Source organism: Actinospongiicola halichondriae (assembly GCF_049103745.1).
Lineage (GTDB): Bacteria > Actinomycetota > Acidimicrobiia > Acidimicrobiales > Salinilacustritrichaceae > Salinilacustrithrix > Salinilacustrithrix halichondriae.
This window is the reverse complement of the sequence record NZ_CP171622.1, coordinates 1,747,072-1,773,463: the sequence shown is the minus strand read 5'-3', so window position 1 is coordinate 1,773,463 and position 26,392 is coordinate 1,747,072. Positions and strand designations below refer to the sequence as shown.

Annotated in this window: 24 protein-coding genes, 1 pseudogene and 1 riboswitch; of the genes and pseudogenes, 10 read left to right on the top strand and 15 right to left on the bottom strand. The window is 68.0% G+C overall.

The annotated features are described in order from the left end of the window. Positions 1-48: 48 nt before the first annotated feature. Positions 49-927, top strand: a complete 879-nt coding sequence (locus tag AB8619_RS08690; protein ID WP_436796073.1) for a hypothetical protein — start codon at positions 49-51, stop codon at positions 925-927. A gap of 1 nt (position 928) precedes the next feature. Here AB8619_RS08690 and AB8619_RS08685 read toward each other — a convergent pair whose 3' ends face one another. The 4 genes from AB8619_RS08685 to AB8619_RS08670 all read right to left on the bottom strand — a co-directional run bounded on the left by AB8619_RS08685 (position 929) and on the right by AB8619_RS08670 (position 5,306). After that, positions 929-2,101 carry a serine hydrolase domain-containing protein gene (locus AB8619_RS08685; RefSeq protein WP_436796072.1) on the bottom strand — a complete coding sequence of 391 codons (1,173 nt, stop codon included), beginning with the start codon at positions 2,099-2,101 and terminating at the stop codon, positions 929-931. 58 nt (positions 2,102-2,159) lie between these two features. Then, positions 2,160-3,743, bottom strand: coding sequence for a diguanylate cyclase domain-containing protein (locus AB8619_RS08680; RefSeq protein ID WP_436796071.1), 1,584 nt, complete (start codon positions 3,741-3,743; stop codon positions 2,160-2,162). Positions 3,744-4,170: 427 nt separating this feature from the next. Continuing rightward, complete coding sequence (locus tag AB8619_RS08675; RefSeq protein WP_436796070.1) at positions 4,171-4,881, bottom strand: Bax inhibitor-1/YccA family protein; 711 nt, start codon at positions 4,879-4,881, stop codon at positions 4,171-4,173. 65 nt (positions 4,882-4,946) lie between these two features. Continuing rightward, entirely contained in the window at positions 4,947-5,306 is a 360-nt protein-coding gene (locus tag AB8619_RS08670) for a hypothetical protein (RefSeq protein WP_436796069.1), read from the bottom strand. 605 nt (positions 5,307-5,911) lie between these two features. Here AB8619_RS08670 and AB8619_RS08665 point away from each other — a divergent pair. After that, positions 5,912-6,091, top strand: coding sequence for a hypothetical protein (locus tag AB8619_RS08665; RefSeq protein WP_436796068.1), 180 nt, complete (start codon positions 5,912-5,914; stop codon positions 6,089-6,091). Here the strand turns inward: AB8619_RS08665 and AB8619_RS08660 are convergent. Further along, on the bottom strand, positions 6,081-7,046 hold the full coding sequence (locus tag AB8619_RS08660; RefSeq protein ID WP_436796067.1) for a GNAT family N-acetyltransferase: 966 nt from the start codon (positions 7,044-7,046) through the stop codon (positions 6,081-6,083). The two genes, AB8619_RS08665 and AB8619_RS08660, sit on opposite strands and share 11 nt — an antisense overlap. Before the next feature lie 27 nt (positions 7,047-7,073). Next, the gene (locus AB8619_RS08655) at positions 7,074-7,925 is read right to left on the bottom strand and encodes a trypsin-like peptidase domain-containing protein (protein WP_436796066.1); all 852 of its coding nucleotides are present in this window, start codon (positions 7,923-7,925) and stop codon (positions 7,074-7,076) included. 78 nt (positions 7,926-8,003) lie between these two features. After that, a riboswitch (glycine riboswitch) is annotated at positions 8,004-8,104 on the top strand. 134 nt (positions 8,105-8,238) lie between these two features. Between AB8619_RS08655 and gcvP the strand changes: the two genes are divergently transcribed. From gcvP to AB8619_RS08635, 4 genes are read left to right on the top strand one after another with little or no spacing between them, the layout of a single operon-like run. Further along, the gene (gcvP, locus tag AB8619_RS08650) at positions 8,239-11,070 is read left to right on the top strand and encodes an aminomethyl-transferring glycine dehydrogenase (protein ID WP_436796065.1); all 2,832 of its coding nucleotides are present in this window, start codon (positions 8,239-8,241) and stop codon (positions 11,068-11,070) included. Between the two features lie 3 nt (positions 11,071-11,073). After that, a complete protein-coding gene (locus tag AB8619_RS08645; RefSeq protein WP_436796064.1) occupies positions 11,074-11,898 on the top strand; it encodes an endonuclease/exonuclease/phosphatase family protein in 825 nt (274 codons plus the stop codon). 1 nt (position 11,899) lies between these two features. Continuing rightward, on the top strand, positions 11,900-12,685 hold the full coding sequence (locus tag AB8619_RS08640) for a phytanoyl-CoA dioxygenase family protein (protein ID WP_436796063.1): 786 nt from the start codon (positions 11,900-11,902) through the stop codon (positions 12,683-12,685). Then, entirely contained in the window at positions 12,682-13,260 is a 579-nt protein-coding gene (locus AB8619_RS08635) for an HD domain-containing protein (protein ID WP_436796062.1), read from the top strand. The genes AB8619_RS08640 and AB8619_RS08635 overlap by 4 nt, the downstream gene beginning before the upstream one ends. Position 13,261: 1 nt before the next feature. Here AB8619_RS08635 and AB8619_RS08630 read toward each other — a convergent pair whose 3' ends face one another. After that, positions 13,262-14,110 carry an oxygenase MpaB family protein gene (locus AB8619_RS08630; RefSeq protein WP_436796061.1) on the bottom strand — a complete coding sequence of 283 codons (849 nt, stop codon included), beginning with the start codon at positions 14,108-14,110 and terminating at the stop codon, positions 13,262-13,264. A 40-nt stretch (positions 14,111-14,150) separates the two neighbouring features. On the opposite strand from AB8619_RS08630, the gene AB8619_RS08625 reads away from it, so the two are divergent. The 3 genes from AB8619_RS08625 (at position 14,151) to AB8619_RS08615 (ending at position 17,342) form a co-directional block, all read left to right on the top strand. Then, entirely contained in the window at positions 14,151-15,197 is a 1,047-nt protein-coding gene (locus AB8619_RS08625) for an LLM class F420-dependent oxidoreductase (RefSeq protein ID WP_436796060.1), read from the top strand. 208 nt (positions 15,198-15,405) lie between these two features. Beyond that, positions 15,406-16,278 (top strand): amidohydrolase family protein, encoded by an 873-nt coding sequence (locus tag AB8619_RS08620; protein ID WP_436796059.1) that lies wholly within the window; start codon positions 15,406-15,408, stop codon positions 16,276-16,278. Beyond that, a complete protein-coding gene (locus AB8619_RS08615; protein WP_436796058.1) occupies positions 16,278-17,342 on the top strand; it encodes a Rieske 2Fe-2S domain-containing protein in 1,065 nt (354 codons plus the stop codon). Before AB8619_RS08620 ends, AB8619_RS08615 begins: the two co-directional genes overlap by 1 nt. Here the strand turns inward: AB8619_RS08615 and AB8619_RS08610 are convergent. The 8 genes and pseudogenes from AB8619_RS08610 to AB8619_RS08575 form a co-directional block, all read right to left on the bottom strand. Further along, the gene (locus tag AB8619_RS08610; protein ID WP_436796057.1) at positions 17,325-17,786 is read right to left on the bottom strand and encodes a response regulator; all 462 of its coding nucleotides are present in this window, start codon (positions 17,784-17,786) and stop codon (positions 17,325-17,327) included. The genes AB8619_RS08615 and AB8619_RS08610 overlap by 18 nt on opposite strands. 109 nt (positions 17,787-17,895) lie before the next feature. Then, on the bottom strand, positions 17,896-19,065 hold the full coding sequence (locus AB8619_RS08605) for a thiolase domain-containing protein (RefSeq protein WP_436796056.1): 1,170 nt from the start codon (positions 19,063-19,065) through the stop codon (positions 17,896-17,898). After that, positions 19,065-20,120, bottom strand: a complete 1,056-nt coding sequence (locus AB8619_RS08600; RefSeq protein WP_436796055.1) for a thiolase domain-containing protein — start codon at positions 20,118-20,120, stop codon at positions 19,065-19,067. Before AB8619_RS08600 ends, AB8619_RS08605 begins: the two co-directional genes overlap by 1 nt. Positions 20,121-20,137: 17 nt before the next feature. Continuing rightward, positions 20,138-21,100, bottom strand: a pseudogene (locus tag AB8619_RS08595) (Zn-ribbon domain-containing OB-fold protein). Between the two features lie 15 nt (positions 21,101-21,115). Beyond that, positions 21,116-21,727 carry a hypothetical protein gene (locus AB8619_RS08590; RefSeq protein ID WP_436796054.1) on the bottom strand — a complete coding sequence of 204 codons (612 nt, stop codon included), beginning with the start codon at positions 21,725-21,727 and terminating at the stop codon, positions 21,116-21,118. Next, entirely contained in the window at positions 21,724-22,707 is a 984-nt protein-coding gene (locus AB8619_RS08585; RefSeq protein ID WP_436796053.1) for a hypothetical protein, read from the bottom strand. The genes AB8619_RS08590 and AB8619_RS08585 overlap by 4 nt, the downstream gene beginning before the upstream one ends. 35 nt (positions 22,708-22,742) lie before the next feature. Then, the gene (locus tag AB8619_RS08580) at positions 22,743-23,633 is read right to left on the bottom strand and encodes a heme-dependent oxidative N-demethylase family protein (RefSeq protein ID WP_436796052.1); all 891 of its coding nucleotides are present in this window, start codon (positions 23,631-23,633) and stop codon (positions 22,743-22,745) included. Between the two features lie 48 nt (positions 23,634-23,681). Beyond that, positions 23,682-24,764: a Zn-dependent alcohol dehydrogenase gene (locus AB8619_RS08575; RefSeq protein ID WP_436796051.1), complete on the bottom strand. Its 1,083-nt coding sequence runs from the start codon at positions 24,762-24,764 to the stop codon at positions 23,682-23,684. Positions 24,765-24,822: 58 nt separating this feature from the next. Between AB8619_RS08575 and AB8619_RS08570 the strand changes: the two genes are divergently transcribed. Further along, entirely contained in the window at positions 24,823-26,382 is a 1,560-nt protein-coding gene (locus AB8619_RS08570) for an acyl-CoA synthetase (protein ID WP_436796050.1), read from the top strand. Positions 26,383-26,392: the final 10 nt, after the last annotated feature.

Sequence of the window (26,392 nt, the reverse complement as noted above, 5' to 3'; positions counted from 1 at the left end):
GAATGGTATCGACCGGGCGGGAAACGCTCTGGCTACGCTCGTCTCCAGATGCACGCGGCGACGGACACGGAGCGATTCCGACGAGCGCTGGTCCCCGTGATCGCCGTCCTGCTCGGGGCTGGCGTCATCGCCGCGGCGACGCACAGGGCGCCGGACGATCCCGCGGGGCGTTCGTCCGTGGAAGCAGCGCCAGAGGGGTCGACCGCGCCACCGCCATCGGCGACGGGTGGCGATGGCGTTCCCTCAGTGGCGCCGGAGGACTCGTCGTCGGCGAGCGCGACGTCCACGACACAGCCTCCTGTCCTGGGCCCGGCATCGGTGCCGGAACCCGGTGTCTACCGGTACGAGGTCGACGCCGTTCGCGATGGTGAGCCGTCGTCTCGGTCCGAGGAGCGCGAGATCACGGTGGTGGGGGAGGAGGGTGCATCGTCGATCGTGCAGATCGTCGCCCGGTCCGAAGGTGAGCGACAGGTGTCGGTCCTGGACTGGTCACCGGAGGGCGTGCTCGTCCGTTCGACGCGGATCGAGACCGACGAAGGGGCGACGCGCGACTGCACCTGGGATCCGTCGTTCCCGGAGTTCGGTCGACTCGTTGTCGATGCGTCGTGGACGCTCGGATCGACCTGCTCCACCGAGGTCGCGGGCCTCGCGACGGAGTTCGTCGTGACCGGGTCGGGCCGGGTGGCGGGACGAGCCGAGGTGGTCCACGGGGGACGGACCGTCCACGTCTGGCAGGTCGAGCGCGACCGTACGACGACCATCACCGCGACCGTGGGAGCCGACTCGGTCGAACAGGTGGTCCGAGAGGTCGGGACCTTCTTCGTCGACCCCGCACGAGGGCTCGTGCTGCGCTCCGACGTCACCCTCACCCAGTCGGGGACCCAACAGGGCACCACCCGACGTACGTCGGTCCTGACCGAGGGCTGAGCTAGGCCGAACGGGCGGCCTTCATCGCCGCTGCGCCGATGCGTGCGAGGCGGGCATCGCCGAACGGTGTCGTCGCCGAACGCATGTCGTTGGTGACGTAGGCGACCGACAGGTTCGTCTCCGGGTCGGCCCAGGCACCCGATCCGCCGAGCCCGAAGTGCCCGAACGCTCGCTCCGGCTGCCGCAGCGACGCGGTGAACGCCCGGTGGTAGCCGAGCCGCCAACGCATCTTGATCGGTACGCAGTAGTCCCGCCCGAACGTCTGCTGTTCGGACATGAGCGCGACGCGACCGGGGGAGAGGATGCGGACTCCGTCGTGCTCGCCGTCGTTCGCGATCGCCGCGTAGAGCCGGGCCAGGGAGCGAGCGGTGAACGTCCCGTTGGCCGCGCCGATCTCGGCATCGAGTACGCGGAGCGAGACGTCACGGAACAGATCCATCATCCCGGGAACGGCCGAGGTCTCGACCAGCCGTCGGAAGGGTCCGTGGCGGAGGAGGAACCCCGTGACCGCGGCCTCGGCGCGCGGGCTCACGGCCTTGTACGGAGGCATGAGCGGCGCCACACGATGACGGTCCTCGTCGGGGAGGCCGATGTGCAGACCGTCGAGTCCCAGCGGCTCGGCGAGCTCGTCCTGGACGAACTGGCCGAGGCCCTTGCCCGACACCCGTCGGACGACCTCACCCACCAGCCATCCGTAGCTCATGGCGTGATAGCCGGACCCGGTGCCGGCGGGAGGATCGGACGGCTGGGCGGCGAGCGCCGATGTCATGCGATCCCAGTCGAGGAGGTCGTCCCCGTGATCGACGACGCCAGCGAGCCTGTGGAGACCGGCCTGGTGCGAGACCAGTTGGCGGATGGTCACTCGTCCCTTGTCGGCCTGGGCGAACTCGGGCCAGTAGGTGGCGACGGGTTCGTCGTAGTCGACGAGGCCGCGATCGGCGAGGACATGGAGCGCGGTCGACGTGACACCTTTCGTCGTCGACCACGAGATCGACATCGTGTCCTCGTCCCACGGCGTCCCCGACGGATCGCGTGCGCCGCCCCACGCGTCGACGACCTTCTCGCCCTGGAAGTAGACGCACACCGCTCCGCCGTAGCGCTTCGGACCCGACGTGTAGCGATCGAGGAGATGGGTGACCGCGCCGAACGAGGGGTGTACGTGTCCCTGGAGCATCCGTCCACGTTGCCACGGACGGTGGCGGCCGCCGGCGATCAGCGACGGCGGACTGACGTCACGCTCCCGCCCCGACGGTGCGGTGCCGGGTGCGCTTCGCTTCGTACATCGCCGTGTCCGCCCGACGCAGGACCGCCTCCGCGTCCTCGCCCGGTGCCGGCCGCACAGCGCCCATGGACACCTGGGCCATGTAGGTGTCGTCGCCGATCTCGATGGGGTCGGCCAGGGCGAGGTGCAGGCGTTCGATCACGTCCGGTTCACGTCCGACGGCGACGTCGAGGCAGACGACCACGAACTCGTCACCACCCCAACGGCCGACCACGTCGTCTGGTCGCACGGCGTCGCGCAGGCGGTGTCCGATGGCGCTCAGGACGAGGTCGCCGGCCTCGTGACCCCAACGGTCGTTCACCTGTTTGAAGTCGTCGAGGTCCCCGAAGAGCACGAGCGTCGGCCGTGCACCCGCCACAGCGGCATCGAGAGTGCGGCTGAGGGCGCGGCGATTGGCGAGGCCCGTGAGGGGATCGCGCTCGGCCGAAGCCTGGAGTTCGAAGGCGCGGATCACTGCGCTGGTCACGTCGTCCACCGTCCCGATGACGTCGACCTCGCCCTCGACGTCGGCGTGGTCCACGACACCCTGGAGGCGGAACTCGAGGTGACGTTCTGCGTCGCGAGTGCGCACACGGCAGGTGGCGGTGCCGCCGGTCTCCTTGGCATCGGCGAACGCTCGACGCAGCCGGTCGCAGTCGTCCACGTCCACTCGGGCGAACACCTCGCTGAGCGTGGATGCGTCATCGAGAAGGGTGCCCCAACGGGCGTTGGCGAAGGCGATGTTCCCCGAGGCCGTGGAGCGGAACACGGCGACGGGGACGACCTCGGTGAGGAATCGCAGCTCCTGCTCGCTCGCAGCGAGGGCGGCCTCCTTGGCCCGGCCGGCGCTGATGTCGTGGGACATCGAGAGGATCGTCCCGCTGGTCTCGATGCGGTTCATCACCGTGGACTGGATCCAGAGGCTCGAGCCGTCCGGGCGCACGATGCGTTGTTGAATGGTGCGCGCCCGGTCGGGGGAGGCCAGGATCTCGACCCACATGGCCACCGCAGCGTCGCGGTCCTCGGGGTGCAGGTGATCGAGGACCGGATGGCCGTCGAGGGCACTGGCAGCGAGGCCGAAGACCTCCTCGACGTCGCCCTCGGTGCGCAGGATCGTGCCGATCTCGTCCAGATGTTGAACGATCGAGTGCGGAGCCTCGAACATCGCTCCGTCGTGCCGTGACGGCGGTGCCGGCGTGTCGACCTCACCGAGCTGTCGGGAGAACGTCAGGACGCAGCCGATCGACTCCTGATGGAGCAGGTTGAGCGATGTGACCTCGATCTCGCGCCAGACACCGTCCTGCTCACGTCGCAGCCGGACCGACTGCGGTTCGCCGGGCCGGGCCACGGCCTGCCACCAGCTGTCGACCGCTGCACCGAAGTCGGACGGGTGATCCTGCGCGAGCTGGGTGTCCCAACGCCGGGTGTCGTGTTCTGCGACGTCGGTCAGCGCAGCCGGAAGCCGAACCGGACGGGCGCGACGATCACGGCCCACCAGCGTTGACCCCTCGACCAGCGTCACCAGCTGCTCGATGGTCCACTCACGTCTCGGCATTCCCGATTCCTCCCACACCCGACATGGCTGATGATTACGTCACTGTGACGAAACCATCAACGGCGGAGGTAGAACTCCGTTCGGGGGTGACGATCGATTCCGCCCGATCGCCACCGCCCGAAGGATTCCGCCGCTGACAGAAAGATCTTCGGCAACTTCTGACAGGAAGTGAAGCGATTGCCGCCGAACGGGAAGTTCGGCTCGATCGCTCGCGGTCTGTCGTGACGGCGCTGGTCGGTGGCGACGGCCCGGCGGAGCAGCCAGGTGCGGTGGGACGGAGGGTGATCTCGACGTCGCCCCGTACTCCCTGGTTGTCGTCTGGACCGCCGAGAATGCACGTTCTGTAAAGTCGACGGCCTCCCACCGAAACATCTCGTTTCTGGCTCACACCCGGTGTGAGCCAGAAACGAGATTTCGGGCTGTCCCCCTAGTTGCGGAGGGAGGTCAGGAGCCGCAGGACGTACCAGAACAGCAGCATCACCGAGGCGAAGAGCTGGACTGCGGCGCCGACGTAGGCCTCGGAGGGGTACCGGGCCATGATCGCCTGGGTCTGGTAGAGGATCGAGCCGCCGGCGAGGGCGATCATCCCCACGCTGAACCAGATGCCGAGGCTGAGGCCGAAGATCACGGCGCCGAAGATCAGGCCGAGAGCGGCGAAGCCGCCCCACATGAGCATCGGACGCAGGAACGACAGGTCCTTGCGGGTGGTGAAGGCGATGACCGTCAGTCCGGCGAACATGAACGCCGTGATGGCGGCGGCCGCCACGACGGTGGTGCCGCCGTTGTCGGTCTTGTTGAACACCAGATAGAGGAACGGGGCGAAGAGGAGCGCCTCTCCCCCGGCCAGGCCGAACAGGCCGGCGTACTGGACGCCGACGTTCTCGATGTTGTGGGCGGCCGACGTGGCCATCCACTGGATGACCATGAAGGCGCCGAGGATCAGGAGCCAGGTGGCGCCGCCGCTCGTGAAGAGCAGGTCGTAGAGCCCCTCGGCTGCGCCGGTGCTGAAGAGCACGGCTTCGAAGCCGACGAATGCGGTGATGGCCAGGAGCAGGTGCTGGTACACCCGGACGACGAACTCGCCCCGTACCTCGGCGGACTGCGCCACGACCGGCTGGACCGGAGAGAAGGATTCCATGCCCACCATTGTGCCGTGAACCGCGGCGTTTCGGGTGTCGGACCGATCACGTTCACGCCCGAGGATCAGCTCGACGTGTCCCACTCCCCTGCCAACGGTCGAGCGGCGTCGAGGAGCCACTCCACGGCCTCTCGGTAGTCGTCCTTGGTGGGCTTGCCGGCGAGGTCTCGGCCCACGTCCTCGACCGCGGCCTCGAGCACGTAGAGCCGGTCACGCAGGCTGTCGATCGCCGCTCGGGTCAGGACGAGCTCGTCCTCGGACAGGCCGACGTCAGCCGCCCGTTGGCGTGCCTCGTAGTCCCGCTGGCGACACGATCGACGGCAGAACTCCTTGGGTCGGCCGGGCCCGGCCTTGACGGTGAAGGGACGAGCACACCATCGGCACCGGCGGTCGGTCGACGGCGCTGCGGGTTCGGTCTCGGACACGGGCTCATGGTGCCCCGAACTGTGCATGAACCGGTGGACAACGTGTCGAGAACGCCCGCGATCTGGGGACATCTGGAGAAATGTGGTGGATAACCACTGCGTTTGGAAAATAGCTGTTGACCAGGGGTTTTCAACGGGTTCATAGTGAATCCACGCCGGTCGGAACGGCGGCAGGAACCACCGGAAGAGCATCGGAGGCGGCAACGCCGAAGCGGCTCGGAAGGACCGGGGAACGTCGTCGAGAAGGCAGGCGAGGAATGAGATGCCACGGCCACAACCGCGAGGTTGGAGCTGTGGCCCGGGGGAACGATCTCGATCGTGAGTCCGGTGCCAACCACGTGAGGTGAGAACCCCCGGTTTGATCCGAGCGTGGCGCCTGGAGGCTCAGGGGCAACCCGAGGCCGACGGACGAAAAACGGACTCGCCCGCCAGCGAGGGAGTCAAATCCCACGCCGACGGGCGAGTATGAAACATCGGGTCCGTACGGTACTCCCGCACGATTCGATGGTGGTGGATCTCAGACCGAACCGACGCCCCGCAGGGCGACGGAGCTCCGGCTCTCGTCACCCGGCGGGGCGTCTTCCATTTCTGGCAGGATCCGGGACGTGGGACTGTTCAAGAAGAAGCCGAAGGACGACTTCAAGGCGCTGGCCAAGGAGCGTCGCAAGGGCGAGGACGACGAGCCGTGGTTCGCCGGGGTCGACGACGGTCCCGAACTCGACGTCGAGACCGGTATCGGCTCCAACCTGCGTGAACCCCGCCCCGACCGGCGGCTCAGCGACTGACGATCACGGCGAAGGTCGCGTCCACCCGGTCGGCCCAGCGTGTCTTGTAGGGCATCTCCATGCCCATGTCGTAGACCGCGACCGACTCGTCGACCAGTAGGCGGATCTGCGCCATCTGGAGCAGGTGCCCGACGCCGGCATCACCGTGCTCGCGGTGATACGACAGCTGGAGACCTCGGTAGGTGTCGCCCCGGACACCACCGAGCACGAACCCGATGTCCGTTCCGTCGTGCCGAGCCACCAAGACGCGGAGGTGCTCGCGGGCCGCGAGTCGGACGCACATGCGCCGATAGAAGTCCGCGAGGTCGTCGCTGGCCAGTCCGGTGTCGTCGCCGCCCTTCCAACCGGTCTGCTCGATGGCGAGGAGTCGGTCGAAGACCTCGTCGGGAGCGGTGGCCGAAACGTCGACGATCTCGATCCCGGTGGTCTCGGCATCCCGCTCGAGCCTGCGGATGCGCTGACGGAACCGGGACGAGCGACGAGAGAACCAGGCGTCCACCCCGCCGGACAGATCGGCTCGGAGCCGCTGCTCCTCCGGCCCTCGGTACAGCCTCCATCGGCCGTTCGCGACCTGGGCGAGCGCAGCGGTGAGCGCCGAGTCCTCACGCTGTCCGGCGACGACGGCGAAGGACCAGTCGTCCTCGAGGTCGAGTCGGCACGCCAGCATCTCGGCCGCGCGCCTCGGCGGGCCGACGAACGGCGTCGCGAATCCCCAGACCGGATCCATCCCGACGAGGATCCGCCCCTCCTCGGTGTCTCGGGCTCGCATGCCGCAGAAGGCGGCACCGTCGGTGACGACGACGGGCGGCTCGGCGTCCGGGAACGACGAGGCGGCGCTGAACGACCAGATGCTCGACGCGCAGAACGGATCGACGTCCGGTGTGCGGTCGACCGCCGCGTCCCAATGGGGTGCGGCGTCGTCCAGATGGTCGTTGTCGAGGCGCCAGATGGTCACGGGCGCCCGACGCTAGCGAGCGCCTGGTCAGCCGCCGAGAAGGCCGGTCACCAGTCCCCCGGGTCCGCTGCGGAACGGCTCGGTGCCGTTTGCGAGCGAGACCTGCGGCCCGTCGTGGGTCCGCATGTAGGAGAGCGCATTGGCGATGCTGCTGACGTTGTTCGACAGGGGCAGCGGAGCGATCGCGAGGGTCGACAGGACGCCGAGTGCGCGGCCGTCGGCGTCGAGGAATGCCGAGCCCGAGTCGCCCGGAATGCCCGGGGTGACGGTGTAGAGCGGCGTGTTCCATCCATCGGCGTCGGTGCCGAGGCTGATGCCGTACTTGGGCGACAGCTGCTCGATGCCGGCGCGGATCCCGGAGTTGCCGAAGGAGTAGACGTCGCTGCCGGCGGCGGATCCACCGGACAGGCCGACCGGGCCACCCCAGACGGGGATCGAGGGGTTCACCTTGTCGTGGTCGGCGGGGTGGAGCTTGATCAGCGCGAAGTCGTTGTGGGCGCAGGTGTTGGCATCGGTCTCACCGTTGGCCTGCATCGTGGCCCACGAGTTGTAGACCATCGTCCCGGGTCGGGATGCGCCGTCGACCTCCACGGGCGTTCCCACGGGGAGCGTGCCGGCGTCGCAACCGTCGGTCTCGGTCTGACCGCCGGTCCCGCTGCAGTGCGCGGCCTGGCCGATGTAGACGGCGCCCGAGGCATCCGTGAACACGAAGTTGGCGGTGCACTGGGCGCCGTCGGTGAAGGTCTGCGTGCCGGGGTGGATCGCGGCGGTTGCCGCGGGTGCCCAGGTCGGCGCGGCGTCCGCGGTCGGTGCCAGCGCGACGACGGCGGCCATGGCGACGACGGCGAGCAGGGCAGCGGTTCGGCTTCGGAGCGTCATGAGGAGATCCTTCCGTCGGAGCGCGCGCCCCGATCGCCCAGGATCTTCTGCGCGCGGGGCTACTATTCCTGCCGCTGTCGATCCCCGTCGGGAGAGTCCCAGCCCCACGGCCAGTGGGGACGGGCGCCGAAGGAGCAACCGCCCCGGAACCTCTCAGGCCACCGGACCGTCGGGACGAGGCACCTCTGGAGAGCAGGGTCCGTCTCGGCGGGCACTCACCGAAGGAGCAAGCGGTACCCGCTGGTCCCGTGAATCTCTCAGGTCGTGGAACAGAAGGGGCGCCCGTTCTTCCCGACCCCTTCGGAGCCTTCCCGTGCCCTTCGCCGATCGTCACATCGGACCTCGCCATGCCGACCTCGAACGCCTCCTGTCCGTCGTCGGGGTCGACTCGCTCGACGAACTGATCGATCAGGCCGTCCCGTCGTCGATCCGACAGTCCGCTCCCCTCGACCTCCCGTCGGCGCTCGACGAGACCGAGATGCTGGCCGAGCTGCGCGAGATCGCGTCCACGAACATCGTCCGGACGCCGATGATCGGACTCGGCTACGCCGGCACCCACACCCCACCGGTGATCCGCCGCAACGTGCTCGAGAGCCCGGCCTGGTACACGGCGTACACGCCGTATCAGCCGGAGATCTCCCAGGGTCGTCTCGAGGCGCTCCTCAACTTCCAGACCATGATCACCGACTTGACCGGCACCGAACTGGCCAACTCGTCACTCCTCGACGAGGGCACGGCGGCCGCCGAGGCGATGGCGATGAGCCGTCGCCTGGCCAAGGGTGACCGCAACCGGTTCCTGATCCAGGCCGACACCTTCCCTCAGACGATCGCGGTGATCGAGACCCGTGCCGAGGCGATCGGCGTGATCGTCGACGTCGTCGACGACGTGTCCACCACGCCCCTGTCGGATGTGTGCGGCGTCCTCGTCCAGTACCCGGCGTGTTCCGGTGCCGTGGTGTCGCCGAAGGCAGCGATCGACGCCGCCCACGAGGGTGGCGCCGTCGCCGTCGTCGCCACCGACCTGCTCGCGTGCACGATCCTCACGCCGCCGGGCGAGCTCGGCGCCGACATCGTCGTCGGGTCATCACAGCGATTCGGTGTGCCGCTCGGCTTCGGTGGGCCCCATGCCGGGTTCATGGGCTGTCGCGACGACTACAAGCGCACGATGCCCGGCCGCCTCGTCGGCGTGTCGGTCGACGCTGCCGGCCGCCCGGCCACACGGCTGGCGCTCCAGACGCGCGAGCAGCACATCCGGCGGGAGAAGGCGACGTCGAACATCTGCACTGCGCAGGTCCTCCTCGCGGTCATCGCGTCGATGTACGCGGTGTACCACGGTCCCGAAGGGCTCCGAGCCATCGCCGAGCGGACCCACCGGTTGGCCGACGCCTTCGCATCGGCGTGTCGGGCCGCCGGCCTGACGGTCGATGCCGACGTGATCTTCGACACGGTGACCGTCGGCGTCCCCGGCCGGGCGCCCGAGCTCGTTGCCCGTGCCGCGTCGGTTGGCATCGACCTCCGCCTGATCGACGCCGACACGCTCTCGGTCGCATTCGACGAGACGTCGACCGTCGGCACGCTCGCTCTGCTCGGCGAGGCCTTCGACATCGAGATCGATGCCGATGTCGAAGGGGCGGCGGTTCCGGAGGAACTCCGTCGGTCCAGCGACTACCTCACTCACCCCACCTTCCACGCCTACCGCTCCGAGACCGATCTGCTCCGCTACCTACGGATGCTGTCGGACCGAGACATCGCGCTCGACCGGGCGATGATCCCGCTGGGTTCGTGCACGATGAAGCTGAACGCCACCGTGGAGATGGAGCCGGTGACCTGGCCGGAGTTCGGTGGCATCCATCCCTTCGCCCCCGCCGAGTCGACCCGCGGCTACCGCCGGCTGATCGAGGAACTCGAGGCGTGGTTGGTCGAGGTGACCGGGTACGACGCCATCTCGTTCCAGCCCAACGCCGGATCGCAGGGTGAGTTCGCCGGACTGCTGGCGATCCGCGCATTCCACCGGGCCAACGGAGACGACCATCGCACGACCTGCCTGATCCCCTCGTCGGCTCATGGAACCAACGCAGCCTCTGCCGTCATGGCGGGCATGCGGGTCGTGGTCGTCGCGTGCGACGAGAACGGGAACGTCGACCTCGAAGACCTCGAGGCCAAGATCGCCGCCCACGCCGACGACCTCGCCGCGCTGATGGTCACGTATCCGTCGACCCACGGGGTCTACGAGACGACGATCACCGACATCTGCGAGATGGTTCACGGCGCCGGCGGTCAGGTGTACCTCGACGGCGCCAACCTGAATGCGCTCGTCGGCGTCGCGAAGCCGGGTGCGTTCGGTGCGGACGTCAGTCACCTCAACCTCCACAAGACCTTCTGCATCCCCCACGGCGGCGGCGGTCCAGGCGTCGGACCCGTGGCCGTGCGGGCGCACCTCGCGGCCTATCTCCCGAGCCACCCGCTCGACGACGAGTGCGGTCCGGCAACCGGACCCGGACCGATCTCTGCTGCGCCCTACGGCTCGGCCGGCATCCTGCCGATCTCGTGGGCCTACGTCCGGATGATGGGCGGTGACGGCCTCACCGAGGCGACACGGGTCGCCATCCTCAACGCCAACTACATCGCCGTGCGGTTGGCCGCTCGTTACCCCGTCCTCTACACCGGCGCCCACGGGCGGGTGGCGCACGAGTGCATCGTCGACCTGCGCGACATCACCAAGCGCACGGGCGTGACCGTCGACGACGTGGCGAAGCGGCTCATCGACTACGGCTTCCACGCCCCGACGATGTCGTTCCCGGTCGCCGGCACGTTCATGATCGAGCCGACGGAATCCGAGTCGCTCGAGGAGATCGACCGGTTCTGCGACGCCATGATCGCCATCGCCGACGAGATCGCCGAGATCGAGTCGGGTGCGACACACGCCGATTCCGCGCTTGCCCATGCACCGCACACGGCGGAAGATCTCCTCGTGTCCGAGTGGGATCGCCCCTACAGCCGTGAGCAGGCCGCCTACCCGGTCCGTGGGCTGCGGACCAACAAGTACTGGCCGCCGGTCAGCCGCATCGACGGTGCGGCCGGCGACCGGAACCTCGTCTGTGCCTGCCCGCCTCCCGAGGCCTTCGAAGAGCTGACCGAGGCCTGACTCGTGGACGACCCCGCCACCGCGACGGACCTGATCGAGACCCGTGTCCGGGTCGCGACGTGGAACCTGTGGTGGCGGTTCGGGCCATGGGAGGAGCGTCTACCGCGGATCATCGAGGAACTCCGACGGGTCGACGCCGACGTCGTCGCGCTGCAGGAGGTCTGGAGCGACGGTAACGAGAGTTCGGCGTCGATCATCGCAGAAGCCCTCGGTCTCGAGGTCTGCCTGGCCACGACGAACGCGATGGAACCCGACATCGGATTCGGGAATGCGGTGTTGTCGCGCTGGCCGATCGCCGGGCAGTCCAGCTGTCGGTTGCCGGCCGGCGACGCCCACGACGAACAGCGCCTGGTCCTACGGGCCGACGTGGACGGACCTCGCGGCCCGATCCAGGTGTTCAGCACCCACCTCAACTGGCGCTTCGACCACAGTGCGATCCGGCAGGAGCAGGCCGACGAGCTGACGCAGTTCGTCGCGGACTCACGCCCACGTTCGTATCCGCCCATCGTGTGTGGCGACTTCAACGCCGAGCCCACGTCGGACGAGATGCGGACCCTCACGGGCCTGCGGCCGGTCGCCAACGACCTCGTCCTGGTCGACTGCTGGCGCTCGATCCATCCCGACGACCCCGGCTACACGTGGAACAACGAGAATCCCTTCGTCGCCGAACAGCTCGAGTTCAACCGACGCATCGACTACGTCCTCGCCGGTTGGCCCAAGCGAGGTGGGGCCGGGAACCCCGTCGGCGCCGAGTTGCTCGGGGTCGAGCAGATGGACGGCATGTGGCCCAGCGATCACTACGGCGTGGTCGCCGATCTCCGGTACTGACATGGTGGACCTCCTCGAGGCTGCCCAGATCGCGCAGTGGCGTGAGGCGGGGTGGTTGTCGATGCCCGGAGCGCTCGACGGCGAGCAGTTGACCGTCGCCCGGCATGGGATCGAGTCGGCGACCGCGTGGGCGGGCCAGGACGACGGGCCCGGCCTCCACCACTGGGAGATGACCGACAGCGGTCCGGCCCTGGCCCGCAGCGAAGACCTCATCCCCCACCATGACGGCCTTCGTGCCCTCCTCTGCGCCGGGACGCTCCTGGACATCGCGTCGCAGCTGCTGGGCGAGGAAGCGGTGCTCTTCAAGGAGAAGGTCAACTACAAGCAGCCCGGTGGCGCGGGGTTCGCTCCGCACCAGGACGCCTCGGCCTATCGATTCGCCGACCACCACGTGTCGTGCATGCTGCCGATCGACGTCGCCGACGCCACGACCGGGTGTCTGTCGGTCGTCTCCGGAGCGCACCACGGGTTCCTCCCCCGAGACGAGGGCGGACGGGTACGCGAGGACGTAGCGGCCACGCTCGAGTGGGAACTCGCCCCGGTCGAACCCGGCGACCTCCTCTGGTTCGACTCCTACACCCCGCATCGCAGTGGCTCGAACAACGGCGACTCGGCCCGCCGGGCCTTGTACCTCACCTACAACGCCCGCTCGGCCGGCGACCACCGCGATCGCTACTACGAGGACAAGCGGAACGAATTCGCCACTGCCGGCGACACGTTCTCCGGTGAGCGGGTGCGCCTGTCGATCACCGACGACTTCCTCGGTCGCCCCGTGCACCGGCCGTGACGCACGGCCCCGTCGACGAGTTGTTGGCGCTGTACCGATCGCCGCCGGCAGCCGCTCCCTACGACGAGCGGGTGACGGAGTGCGACCACGCGCTCCAGTGCGCCGACCGTGCGATCGAGGCCGGGGCTCCTGACATGTTGGTGGTCGCCGCGCTCTTCCACGACATCGGGCACCTCGTCCCCGGCGGCGCCGCGCTGGAGACGACTCCGGCGGCCACAGGCGCCGTCAATCTCCCGGAAGTCGACGACCGACACGAGCGCGCCGGCTCCCGACTGCTGCGCCGGTGGTTCACCGCCGACGTCACCGCGCCGGTGGCGTTGCATGTCGAGGCCAAGCGCTATCTCTGCGGCGTCGACGAGGGGTACGCCTCGTCACTGTCGTCGTCGTCCGTCCACACGCTGGCGCTGCAGGGCGGGGCGATGACCGGCGACGAAGTCGCGGCGTTCCGGCGTCGCCGTGGATGGGCAGACGCCGTCGAACTCCGTCGGTGGGATGATGCGGCGAAGGTCGCCGGAGCGGCGACACGGACGCTGGACGACCACCGAGACCGGATCGCCGCCGTCCTCGCCGGCTGAGTCAGACGATCGGCTTCCCGGTGCGGATGCGACGTCGCACGTCCCAGAGATAGATGTTCAACGGGAACTCACGCACGGGCCGCGGCAGCATCCGGTCGACGCCGGCCACGAGACCCATCACCCGGTCGAAACGTCGTTGTTCACGGGGACTCCACGACAGCCCGAGCTCGTCACGGAACTCCGGCGGGAGGAACCCTGCCGTGAAGAACCGGTTCATCGGGCTGATGACCCAGGTGAACGGTGGACCGAAGAACGACGCATCGGCGATGCCGAGGAGGTAGCGGCGCGTGACGTCGTCCATCTCGATCGTGGCGACCATCTGGTCCCAGTACTCCTGGAATGCGTCACGATCGGCCGGCCACTGCTCTTCGCGTACCTGCAGCGTGGTGCCCAGTCGGGCGGCGTGTCGGTAGATGATCTCGCGGCGCTCACCCTCGAGTTCACCGTGCAGGATCCGGTGGACGTCCTCGATCCCCCGGTAGAGGCACGCCGCGACCCAGAGCTGCAGGTCGCGGTCGAAGGCGTTGTAGGAGACGTCGTCGTCGGGCAGCGAGCGGACCTGGCGGTGCTGGCGGTCGACCTCGCGTCGCATGGCCTCCTGCTCCTCGGGAGTGCCCAACAACGCGATCATCAGGTACGACAGCGTGGTGCGCGCCCGCTTGATGGGGTGCTTGTCGACCCGGCCGCTGTCGACACGGCTCTCGGCGACACCACGCCCGACCGGGAGGAGCGCCAACTGCATGATGACGTTGGCGCCGGCGGCGGCCATCGCGACGCCGGAGAGCGACTCCCGCACCTCGGCGGGAATCCGATCCGACTCCGCCCCAGCGGTGGAAACAGACGTTGCCATTCCTCCAACCTACGGCATCGCGCGGCCTAGGGTCCCGACCATGAAACTCGGACTCCAACTCGGGTACTGGGGACGCGGTCCTGTACCCAACACGCTCGACACCGTCCTCAAGGCCGAGGCCATGGGCTTCGACTCGCTGTGGACAGCAGAGGCCTGGGGCTCCGACGCCCTGACGCCGCTGGCCTGGTACGGCTCGCACACCACGACCTTGAAGCTCGGGCAGAGCATCATCCAGATGTCGGCCCGCACGCCCACTGCCACGGCGATGGCGCTCAACACTCTGAACCACCTGTCCGACGGCCGGGTCATCTGCGGCCTGGGCGTCAGCGGTCCGCAGGTGGTCGAGGGTTGGTACGGCCAGCCGTTCTCGAAGCCGCTGGCCCGCACCCGTGAATACGTCGACATCATGAAGCAGGTCTGGGCACGCGACGAACCGGTCACGAGTGACGGTCCGCACTACCCGCTCCCCTATCCCTCCGACGCTCCCGGGTCCGTGGGCAAGGGCAAGTCGCTCAAGTCGATCACGCATCCCCACCCGTCGCCCATCCCGATCTACCTCGCCGCGGAGGGCCCGAAGAATCTGGCGCTGGCCGGCGAGATGGCCAACGGTTGGCTCCCGATCTGGATGAGCCCCGACGAGTCGGACTGGTACAAGGCCACCATCCAGTCGGGCATGGACAAGGTCCCCGGCAAGGGGTGGGACGATTTCGGTGTCGCCGCCGTCGTGCCGACGTTCGTCCATGACGACGTCGACCAGGCCATCGACATGTTGCGCCCCAACTACGCCCTCTACATCGGCGGCATGGGCGCCCGGGACGAGAACTACCACTACGAGGTCTTCGCTCGGATGAACGACGGCCGCTACGAGGGCGACTGCGCCAAGATCCAGGACCTGTACCTCGAGGGTCGCAAGGACGAAGCCGCCGCGGCGGTCCCGGCCGAACTCGTCGACGACGTGGCACTCGTCGGCTCCCCCGACCGCATCCGCGACCGGGCGCAGCGGTGGGAGGCGTCGATCGTCGACACGCTCCTGCTCGGCGGCCCGTGGGAGATCATCGAACCCGCCGCCCGGGTCCTCCTCGACTGACCCCCGGCCCCCCACCCCGCCGAGCTTCTGGGTGCGCGATCGGTACTCCTGACGTCCCGATTGCGCACCCAGAACGATCCCCTCGTGGTTCTGGGTGCACGATCGGGAGGTGAGACGTCCCGATCGCGCTCCCAGAACGATTGGCTTGGGATTCCGGGACGGGAGCGGGATGTGGGCCGAAAACTGGAACGTGTTCTAGTCTGGGGGCATGGCCCTCCCGGACGTCGGTGTCATCGACACCATGATCAACATCCCGCACGGCTCGAAGAAGGACTGGTACAAGTTCCTCCAGCCGCAGCTGCGAGACAAGCAGTCGAAGGAAGACTTCGAGTTCCCGGTCGAGTACATGTTCAAGGAGGTCCCCGAGGACCTTCCCGAGGACATGGACCCCGCGACGGCGATCCTGGCCGAGATGGACCACTACGGCATCGACATCGGCCTCGTCGGCATCTCGTTCGACCGTGACACGTCGATCAAGGCGATCGCCGACAACCCGACCCGCTTCCGCACGTGTTACGAGATCGACCCCAACCTCGCGATGGACGGCGTGCGCGATCTCGAGCGTGCGGTGACGGAGTACGGGGCGATCGCCGCATCGTTCTTCCCGGCCGGCAAGATCCCCCAGGTCCCGATCAACGACAAGAAGGTCTTCCCCTTCTACGCCAAGTGCGTCGAACTCGACATCCCGATCTTCGTCTGCGCCGGCATCCCCGGCCCCCGCGTGCCTGCGATGTGCCAGGACGTGTCGCTCATCGACGAGGTGTGCTGGTACTTCCCCGAGTTGAAGTTCGTTACCCGGCACGGGTGTGAGCCGTGGCAGGACCTCGCCGTGAAGCTGATGCTCAAGTGGCCGAACCTCTACTACTCGACGTCGGCGTTCGCCCCGAAGCACTACCCGCAGGCCATCGTCGACTACGCCAACAGCCGGGGCGCCGACAAGATCATCTACGCCGGCTACTTCCCGATGGGGCTGTCGCTCGAGCGGATCTTCCGCGAGCTCCCCGACGTCGGGTTCAAGGACGAGGTGTGGCCGAAGTTCCTCCGCCACAACGCCGCACGAGTACTCGGGATCGAGGACTGATGATTGACACCAGCACCCCCACCGCATCACGGGACTACCCGTTCCCCATCCCCTTCGGCTGGTTCTGCGTGGCCCATCCCGAGGACGTCGAGGTCGGCGAGGCCATCGCCCGGTTCTACTTCGGCAAGCACCTCGTGATCTGGCGTGACCAGGACCACGGGGTGCACGTCCAGGACGCCTTCTGCCCCCACCTGGGCGCACACCTGGGACACGGCGGCACCGTCGACGACGGCTGCATCACCTGCCCGTTCCACGGCTGGAAGTTCGACGGCGAAGGCACCAACACCGAGATCCCGTACTCGGAGCGGACCAACAAGAAGGCCAAGCTCCACACCTACCCGGCCATCGAACGCAACGGCGTGATCATGGCCTGGTACCACCCACACGGGGTCGACCCGATCTGGGAGGTCCCGGTCATCCCGGAGTTCGACGGCGACACGACCGAGTACTCCACGATGATCTCGACCAACCACGTCGTGGACGCGTGCTGGCAGGAGATGGCCGAGAACGGCGTCGACTCGGCCCACTTCCGCTACGTGCACAACACCGCCGAGGTCCCCGAGCTCCAGAGCTACGAGTGCGGATTCCCCGACGCCGACATGAAGTCATCGCAGAAGTTTCCGACGCCACGTGGCGTGATGGAAGGACGGATCGACTCGCACAGCTACGGCTCGGGGATGTCGCTCGTGAGCTTCAGCGGCATCATCGACACCTACAACCTGGCCGTGCAGACGCCGATCGACGCCGGTCGGACCGAGCTGTGGTTCCACTTCCGCTTCAAGACCATGGGTGACGAGGAGACCACCCGCAACGTCGGCAATGCGTTCGTGCGCGAGGTCGACAAGCAGGTGCTCGAGGACAAGCCGATCTGGGAACACAAAGCGCACCTGACCCGCCCCGCGCTCGCCGACACCGACGGGCCGTTCATCAAGTTCCGGAAGTGGGCGGCGCAGTTCTACGCCGAGGACTTCGAGGCGACCTCGACGGTCTACGAGCCGCCGTTCTGGCCCGACCGCGTCGACGAGGCGCCGGCGAAGGCAACGGCCTCAGTCCGCAACAGCTGACTTTGGCCGGATGACCGGTGGGCCGCCCCGCCGCGCCAGCCGTTCCGCGGGCGACAACAGGCTGACCGCCCGGACGGCGTCGACGACGTCGTCGGCCTCGAAGGGCTTGCCGACGAATCCGTCGGCCCCGAGCGCATAGCCGCGGAGGCGCTCCTCCTCGGTCGCGCTGACGGTGCACATCAGGACGGCGAGGTCGGCGAGTTCCGGGTCGGCCCGGATCCGGGTCAGGGTCTCCCAACCGTCCACCAGGGGCATCTGGACATCGAGGAGGACTGCCGGACTGCTCCCCGACCGCACGAGGTCGTGCAGGATCTGGATGCCGGCGTCTGCGTCGGCGGCCCCGTGCGCGTCCCAGCCCTGGAGTCGGAAGGTGAGCGTGGCCAACATCCGGAGGTCTTGGTCGTCGTCGATCACGACGAAGTCTGCAGCGCCGAGAGCGATCATGGGATGCGGGGACCCTAGGGACGGAGCCCATGGGTGTCGAAGCAGCGATCCGTACGTTTCGCCCACACCGTCCGGAACGGGCGCCCCACGTGGTGAAATGACGCGATCGTCAACCGCTCGGATGGTCCGAACTGACTACCCACATGGCGAAGAACTGCGCTCCCCCGCCGTAGGCGTGGCCGAGGGCGGTCTTCGCCCCGTCGATCTGGTGCTCGCCTGCCATGCCACGGACCTGCATGGCCGCCTCGGCGAACCGCAGCATCCCGGATGCCCCGATCGGGTTGGTGGACAGGACGCCACCGGACGGGTTGACCGGCAGGTCGCCGGTCATCTCGGTCACACCCTCGTCGGTGAGCTTCCAGCCCTCGCCTTCGCCGGCGAACCCGAGGTTCTCGAGCCACATCGGCTCGTACCAGGAGAACGGCACGTACATCTCGATGACGTCGATCTGCTCTCGCGGGTTGGTGATCCCGGCCTGTGCGTAGACGTCGGCAGCGCAGTCACGCCCGCCCTGGGGCAGAACCTGGTCGCGGCCGGAGAACATCGTCGGCTCGGAACGCATCGCGGTGCCGTGGATCCACGCCGGGTTGTCGCAGGCCTTGGCGGTGTCGGCATCGGTGATGACCATCGCGCAGGCGCCGTCGGAACTGGGGCACGTCTCGCTGTAGCGGATCGGGTCCCACAGCATCATCGAGTCCTTGACCGACTCGAAGGTGGTCTCTGGCTCATGGAGATGGGCGTAGGGGTTCTTGCAGGCGTTGAGTCGGTCCTTCAGCGCCACCAGGATCCCGATGTGGTCCGGAGCGTCGGCGCGACGCATGTAGGCCCGGATGTGCGGAGCGAAGTAGCCGCCGGCGCCAGCGACGAGCGGGGCCTGGAACGGAATCGGGAGCGACAGCGCCCACATGGCCTCGGATTCGGACTGCTTCTCGAACGCCACGGTCAGGACGCGCTGGTGTACGCCCGACTGGATGAGGCTGGCGGCCACGATCGCCGTCGAACCGCCGACCGAACCCGCGGTGTGCACGCGCAGGAGCGGCTTGCCGACCGCACCGAGCGCATCGGCCAGGTAGAGCTCGGGCATCATCACGCCCTCGAAGAAGTCGGGCGCCTTTCCGACGACGACGGCATCGATGTCATCCCAGGTCATCTGCGCATCGGCGAGCGCACGGAGGGCGGCCTCGCGTACGAGCCCGGCCATCGACACGTCGCCGCGTGTGGCCATGTGCTTGGTCTGGCCGATGCCGACCACGGCCGCAGGCTGCCCGGCAGCACCCATCACTCACCCTCCAGGACGCAGACGAGGTTCTGTTGCAGGCATGCACCCGAGGTCGCATGGGCGACTGCTCGGTCGCCGTCGCCGGCGGTGATCCGCGTCGCGGCTTCGCCGAGTCGGATCAGGCCGGCGGTCATCATCGCGTTGGCCGCCAGGGCGCCGCCGGAGGGGTTGATGGTCACGTCGTCGCCGAGCCCCATGGCCCGGCGCACGATCCCCTCCTGGTGGGCGAAAGGTGCGTGCAGTTCGGCGAAGTCGACGGCCTTGTCGCCCACGCCAGCCTTCTCGGCCGCCTTGGCGGTCGATGCCGACACGGTGAGGTCGCGCACACCGAGCGACTGCGCGTCGATGCGGTGGTCGAGGCCGCGGATCCACGCCGGGCGCTCGCTCAGCTCACGGGCCTTGTCGCCGGCGGCGATCACGATGGCCGCAGCACCGTCGGTGATCGGTGGGCATGCGTGCCGGCGCAGCGGTGCCACCACGAACTCGTCGTCGAGGAGTGCGTCGGCGTCGGGCGAGCTCCGGAGTTGTGCTCGGGGATTGCTCGCCGCGTTGGTGCGGTTGCGGGCGGCGACCTCGGCCCAGTCGCGTTCGGTCTCGATGCCGGCGTCGAGGATGGACTGTGCCTGGAGCGCCGCCAGGGCGACGGAGTCCGCCCACAACGGAGCGACGTAGTACGGATCCATCTGCCGGCTCATCACCGCCCGCAGGTCGCCGGGTGACGACTTCCCGTAGGCGTAGACCAGCGCGGAGTCGATGGCGCCGGTCTGGATCTTGATCCAGGCCTCGTACATCGCCCAGGCCCCGTCCATCTCGACGTGGCTCTCGCTGATCGGTGGCCACGGACCGACCGAGTCGAGCGTCAGCACGAAGCTGAATGCCTGGCCGGCCAGGTAGTCGGTCGAGCCCGAGCACGTGAACCCGAAGTCCGAGGCGGTCATTCCGGTCTGGGCGTACACGTCCTGGATGACGGGACTCAGCAGCTCGACCTCGCTGCGGTCCTCGACCCTGCGTTCTTGGTCGGACTGCGCGAACGCGACGATCGCAACATCTCTCATCGGTGGATCCTCGTCCTCTACAGGTGGTGCTTGTAGGTGTCGTACTCGGCGTCGGGCTCGCCGGTGGGTTCCCAGTACTCGATCGACTCGAGCGACTTGGAGGGCTCGTCCGCCCACTTCGCCTTCACACGCAGACCCATGCGCACCTCGTTCGCCGGCATGCCGGCGACCATGCCGAAGAGGCCCATGTCGGCGCCGTCGAGCAGCACGGTGGCGCACACGTAGGGCACCTCGACTGCCTGCCCGTAGAACTGGACGTTGACGACACAGAACGTCGTGACGACGCCGGTGTCCTCGACCTCGACGCGCTCGGTCATCGGCACGGCATCGGTCGGGCACACTCCACGGATGGGCACGTAGACCTTGCCGCACTCCGGGCAGCGGGTCCCCAGGATCCGCTTCTGCTCGATGTTGGTGAGGAACTCGGTCGTGGCGAGCGGAGCGGTGAACGTGTAGTCGAGCCGGGCTGGCGTCCGGATCGAACGCACCGGTTCGGCGTCGGCGATCGACGCCGGAAGGGTGAGCTCAGACATTCACGACTCCTCGAGTTCGAAACAGGCGATGTCGGTGATGGCGCCCTCGCGCTCGTCGGCCCAGCGAATGCGGACCCGGGTGCCGGTGCGGATCGCATCAGGAGAGCCGGCGTCGACGACGTGCAGCATCGGGGTGTCGGCGCCGTCAAGTGTGATGAGCGCCCAGGCGAACGGCACGTCGAGCGGCTGACGTTCGTCGGGCGAGGGCTCCCATGCCCAGGTGGTGACGGTGCCGGTCGATGCCACCTCGACGAGTTCGGTCAACTCGTCGGCGGTGTCCGGGTCGTACTCGACCGGAGGTACGAGAACGGTCCCGTCACTGCGTCGGATGCCGAGGACGATGCGCTCGCGCAGGCCGGTGAGGAAGGCCGATTGGACCGGTCCGACCGTCCGCGTGAACGGGTACTCGATGGTCAGTGGGGCTCGAAGTGGAGGCGTCTCGCTCACAAATCTGACGTTGTATCAGATTTTGCCCGCGACACTGGGTTCTCGCTCGACGACGGCGCGCCCGCGGATACCGATCCACAAGAAGGGGATGGCCAGCAGCAACATCGCGATCCCGCCGATCACCCCCGCCATTCCGGCAACGACCAGGCCTTGCCGCTCCGGAGCGATGACGAACCGGTACGCGGCGGATGGCAGGCGAGCCCAGTCGCATTCGACCGTCGTCGTGCCCTGCGAGGCCTCGAACCTCCCCACGGAGGTGCCGAGGTCGGTGTCGGTACGAACCGTCGATCGAGACCCGTCGACGACCACGGTGGATCCGTCGGCTCTCGCAATACTGCATCGCACGTCGACGACGGGATCCGCCTTCGTGATGCCGAGGCGAGACGCCGACGAGACCCGGTCGAGCACGATGACGTAGCCGCGATCCTCCGCCTCGAACGTGGTCGAGCTCGGGAGCGCCACTCGGGCGACCGGAGCCGCGACCTGGAGAGCCTGATTGGTCCAGGTGATCACCGCGCCGGCCACGAGTCCGAAGAGACCGAACGCCCCGATCGCGATACCGATTCGGAGAGGATGTCTGCGACGTTCGGTCCGCACACGGAGCGTCGGCGGCGGTGACGTGCTCATCGTCGCTTCAAGGCCTCCGCATAGGCGGCGCCGAACCGTGCCCCGAGCTCCCAGTCGGCGCGCACCCGTCCGTGCCACGTCGCGGACACCTCGGCCCACCGTCCGCTCGCGACACCGTGCTCCTCTGCGTAGGCGGCGTGGTCGGCGGGTGCGACCCGATCTCGGACGAGCCCAGCCTCGACGGCTACCCAGGTGTCGAAGTCGATGTCGTCGGCGCCTGCCTCTTCCGACGGGTCACCGTCGGCGGTGGCTGGAGCGCCTTCGGGGACGAACCGCGAGACGAAGGCCATCGCGGTGTTCACGGCGGGCGCAGCCAGGTCCGACTGCTGTGCTTCATCGGCCTCGAATGCCCGCACGCCGATCCCATGCTCGGCGAGTGCAGCCTGAGGCCAGTCGATGACGACCTTGTCCGGGCGACCCTCCCGCACCCATCCGGGGACGGTCGTCGTCGGATGCAGCAGATGGGCTGCATAGAACGGCACCTCCTGGCGTCTGAGGTCGAGCGAGTACGCCTCCATCCCGTCGGCGGTGATGGTCGTGACCAGGTCGTAGCGGTCGGTGCTCATCCCGAGCAGCGTGGTCCCGGTGACCTCCCGGATCTCGACCATGCACGGTGCGCCCTTGCGCTGTGCCCGCGCGGCCTTGCTCGTCTTGTCGTCGATCCCGGCATCGGGCGGTTTGACGCGTGCCACGCTCGTCGGGAGTGCTCCCTGCTCTGTGACCTCGTCCCAGTCCACCTCCCAGCCCTTGCCGCAGCGAACCACCGGCAGCGACTGTCCGAACCGGATCCATCGGGGGGCGCCGGTGAGTTCGACACCGTCGACGGAGGGCATGGGGCCGTCGACCTCGATGCGCAGTCGTTGACGCGTCGGTGTGTCTTCGCCCGGTGTCAGGATCTTGATTCCGCGGATCACGGCGATCGCCCGTTCGGCGTCACCGGTCGTCCGTCCTCGACGGAACAGCCCCATCATCCACCTCACGACATCAGCCCCTCGCTCGAGGGGATCGATTGGAGTCAGCCCGGCAAGGCGGTGCCGTCTGCCGTACCTCGGAGACTACTGCCACCTGGGGTACGGGTGTCCGGACTCCAGGGCCCGTCCTCCGCCAGTCGTCGACGGACCTCCGTCACCTGCTGAGGCGCCATGCCGCGGTGCGCGAGATCGTCGTCGGGCGCGTGTTCGACGTAGTGCCGGAACCGGTGCCAGCGCTCGTGCCGGTCGAGCGCGATCCCGAGCGGATCGTGCTGGATACGGATCGTGAACAGGACCCATCCCGAGTCGAGCTTCCTCAGCGTCTGGCGCTCGCTGCGGATGTGGAGGCCGTCGAGGACATCGCCGGTCGGCAGGATCGGATCGACGACCAGGGCGTCGGGCTGATGGAGCGACGGGTCGGGATGGACGAACCAGTTGCGGCGGACGACCGGCCGGTCGGTCAGGCGGTCGAGGAGTCGGTCGACCCTCGGAGCGAGGTGTTCTGCGTACCCCGGCGTCGGTGCATGGACCTCGACCAGCGGCCGTCCGATCTTGTCGGTCAGACGCCATCGTGACGGAAAGCAGAGCATCGCCGCGTCGAGGTGCCAAGATCGGTCGTGTCGCCGCAGCAGGCACAGGTCTTCCTGGATCGCCAGGCCGGCGCAGGCGAGCGAGTCGGGATCGACGTCCCTGCGGACCTCCACCTCGGTGGCGACGAGAGCGCAGACCTCGTCACCGATCTCCGCCGGCGGTGCGGCGAAGACCTCGGAGCGACGTTCGGCCAACAGGTGGGCGCGCAGTGACCGTTCGTGATCACTCCGGCCGTCGACCACGAGCCAGGGTCGACTCCCGAGCGATCGGGTGCCCATGTGCCGCCACGACGACGTGGGATCGAGATCCAGGTCGTCGAACCAGTCGTGAGCAGCAGCGATCACCGTGGGCCTCCGACCGCCGATTCTCGCAGACCGTCGACAACCAATCGTTCAGAACGAGATGACCTGGCGGATGACGTGGCCCTTCTCCATCTGGTGCATGGCGTCGTTGATGTCGTCGAGGCCGATGCGGCGGCTGATCATGCCTTCGAGGTCGAGGCGGCCGGCCTTCCAGAGGCGGAGCAGGCGGTGGAAGTCGGAACGGACGTCGGCCGAGCCGTAGTAGCTGCCGACGAGTGTCTTCTCGGAGTAGAAGAGCTCGAAGGCGGAGAAGGTCACCTGCTCCTCGAACTTGCCGACGCCGACGATCGCCGCGGTCCCGCCGCGACGGATGGCGTCGTAGCTGGCGCGCATGGTGATCGGGTTGCCGATGGCCTCGAGCGCGTAGTCGAACCCGTCGCCACCCGTGACCTGACGCTTCACCGCGTCGAGTTCATCGGGCTTGACCGCGTGGGTGGCACCGAAGCCGAGTGCCTGCTCGAGCTTGCTGTCGACGAGGTCGACCGCCACGATCTCCGCGGCGCCGGCGATCCGGGCGCCCTGGATGCAGGCGATGCCCACTCCCCCGCAACCGAACACGACGACCGACGATCCCGGTGTGATCTTGGCGGTGTTCAACGCGGCGCCGACACCGGTCATGACGCCACAGCCGACGAGCGACGCGATCTCGAACGGCACGTCATCGTCGATCTTCACGACGGCCTGGTGCGGCACGGTCATCTTCTCGGCGAATGTGCCGGTTCCTGCCATACCGAACACGGGAGTCCCGTCGATGCTGAAGTGCGCCTGGCCCCCCATGACCATCTGGATCTCGGAGCACAGGTGCGGCTGGCGTCGGTCGACGCAGAACTTGCAGTGGGAGCACGGCGGGCTCCACGCAACGATCACGTGGTCGCCGACGGCAACGCTCGTGACGCCCTCCCCGACCGCACTGATGACGCCGGCGCCTTCATGGCCGAGAATCGCCGGAGCAGGTTGCGGGATGGTCCCGTTGATGACCGACAGGTCCGAGTGGCAGACACCCGTGGCCTTGATGTCGACGGTGACCTCGCCGGGTCCGGCGGGGACCAACTCGATGTCGTCGCGCACCTCGAGTGCGTCGTCGCCGATGTTCCGTAGGAGTGCAGCACGCATCTCGCGTACCGTAGCCCGATGAATCTGACGCGGTGTCAGATTCCGCTACCGTTCCGCCATGACCGAGACCGGATTCTGGAGACTGGCCGAGGCCGACGGTTCGTGGACCGCCCTCATCGACACCGACGAGAGCCCGGTCTCAGCCGGACAGCTCGTGGGGCGGGCCAACCAACTCGCCAACGGTCTGGTGGCGCTGGGCCTCGAGCCCGGTGACACCGTCGCTGCGGTCCTCCCGAACTGTCGGGAGTTCCTCGAGCTGTACCTGGCCGCGCTCCAGGTCGGGTTGATCTTCACGCCGATCAACCACCACCTGGTCGGACCGGAGATCGCCTACATCGTCAACGACTCCGAGGCATCGGTGCTCGTGGGGCATGCCGACTTCGCCGCTGCTCTCGAGGCTGCATCGGGTGAGCTGACCCTGGCACCCGACCGGTGGTTTGCCATCGGAGACGTCGCCGGGTACCGACCCCTCGACGAACTGACCGACGGTAAACCCGCCACCGCTCCTCCGGGCCGAACCGCCGGAATGGCGATGCACTACACGTCGGGAACGACCGGACGGCCCAAGGGCGTCCGGCGTGCGATGGCAGAGATGGATCCGTCCGACCTCGGCTCGCTCTACGCGATGTTCATGATGCTCTTCGGCGTCGAACCCTTCGACGACAACGTCCATCTGACGGGCTCGCCGCTCTATCACACGGCCGTGCTGATGTGGACGGCCAACTCACTGCATCTGGGCCACACCGTCGTCCTCATGGAGAAGTGGACTCCCGAGGACTGCCTCCGCCTCATCGACCGCCATCGGGTCACCACCAGCCACATGGTTCCCACGCAGTTCCACCGCATGCTCGGCCTCCCGGAGGACGTGCGCGCTCGGTACGACGTGTCGTCGACGCGCTGCATGGTCCATGCCGCCGCGCCCTGTCCGCCCGAGGTCAAGAAGCAGATGATCTCGTGGTGGGGCAACTCGATCATGGAGTACTACGCCGCGACCGAGGGCGGCGGCACGATCATCACCGCCGAGGAGTGGCTCGAGAAGGAGGGATCGGTCGGCAAGGCATGGGCCGGCGCCGAGATCCGCATCTACGACGACGAGGGCAAGCGACTCGGCCCGAACGAGGTCGGCACCATCTACATGGGCCTGACGCAGGCGGACTTCGAGTACAAGGGCGACGAGGGCAAGACCAAGAAGAACCGGATCTACGAGGACGACGGTGCGTTCTTCACCGTCGGCGACGTCGGTGAACTCGACGACGACGGCTACTTGTTCCTCCGAGACCGCAAGATCGACATGATCATCAGCGGAGGGGTGAACATCTATCCGTCGGAGATCGAGGGAGCATTCCTGTCGAACCCCGTGGTCGGCGACGTCGCCGTCTTCGGCATCCCCAACGACGACTGGGGTGAGGAGGTCAAGGCGGTCATCGAGCCTGCCGAAGGCGTGGTCGCCGACGAGCAGTACGAGGCCGATCTACGGACCTGGGCCGAGGCGAACCTCGCCTCGTACAAGCGGCCCCGCTCCTACGACTTCACCGACGAGATGCCCCGCGAGTCGACCGGCAAGCTCTTCAAGCGCAAGCTGCGCGACCCCTACTGGGAAGGCCGCGCCCAGATCTGACCACCCATCG

Bases quoted from the DNA above. Each gene is read 5' to 3' on its own strand.
- AB8619_RS08690 (WP_436796073.1), top strand. From the start codon at position 49: ATGCACGCGGCGACGGACACGGAGCGATTCCGACGAGCGCTGGTCCCC.
- AB8619_RS08685 (WP_436796072.1), bottom strand. From the start codon at position 2,101: ATGCTCCAGGGACACGTACACCCCTCGTTCGGCGCGGTCACCCATCTC.
- AB8619_RS08680 (WP_436796071.1), bottom strand. From the start codon at position 3,743: ATGCCGAGACGTGAGTGGACCATCGAGCAGCTGGTGACGCTGGTCGAG.
- AB8619_RS08675 (WP_436796070.1), bottom strand. From the start codon at position 4,881: ATGGAATCCTTCTCTCCGGTCCAGCCGGTCGTGGCGCAGTCCGCCGAG.
- AB8619_RS08655 (WP_436796066.1), bottom strand. From the start codon at position 7,925: ATGACGCTCCGAAGCCGAACCGCTGCCCTGCTCGCCGTCGTCGCCATG.
- AB8619_RS08640 (WP_436796063.1), top strand. From the start codon at position 11,900: ATGGTGGACCTCCTCGAGGCTGCCCAGATCGCGCAGTGGCGTGAGGCG.
- AB8619_RS08630 (WP_436796061.1), bottom strand. From the start codon at position 14,110: ATGGCAACGTCTGTTTCCACCGCTGGGGCGGAGTCGGATCGGATTCCC.
- AB8619_RS08625 (WP_436796060.1), top strand. From the start codon at position 14,151: ATGAAACTCGGACTCCAACTCGGGTACTGGGGACGCGGTCCTGTACCC.
- AB8619_RS08620 (WP_436796059.1), top strand. From the start codon at position 15,406: ATGGCCCTCCCGGACGTCGGTGTCATCGACACCATGATCAACATCCCG.
- AB8619_RS08615 (WP_436796058.1), top strand. From the start codon at position 16,278: ATGATTGACACCAGCACCCCCACCGCATCACGGGACTACCCGTTCCCC.
- AB8619_RS08610 (WP_436796057.1), bottom strand. From the start codon at position 17,786: ATGATCGCTCTCGGCGCTGCAGACTTCGTCGTGATCGACGACGACCAA.
- AB8619_RS08605 (WP_436796056.1), bottom strand. From the start codon at position 19,065: ATGGGTGCTGCCGGGCAGCCTGCGGCCGTGGTCGGCATCGGCCAGACC.
- AB8619_RS08600 (WP_436796055.1), bottom strand. From the start codon at position 20,120: ATGAGAGATGTTGCGATCGTCGCGTTCGCGCAGTCCGACCAAGAACGC.
- AB8619_RS08590 (WP_436796054.1), bottom strand. From the start codon at position 21,727: ATGAGCACGTCACCGCCGCCGACGCTCCGTGTGCGGACCGAACGTCGC.
- AB8619_RS08575 (WP_436796051.1), bottom strand. From the start codon at position 24,764: ATGCGTGCTGCACTCCTACGGAACATCGGCGACGACGCACTCGAGGTG.
- AB8619_RS08570 (WP_436796050.1), top strand. From the start codon at position 24,823: ATGACCGAGACCGGATTCTGGAGACTGGCCGAGGCCGACGGTTCGTGG.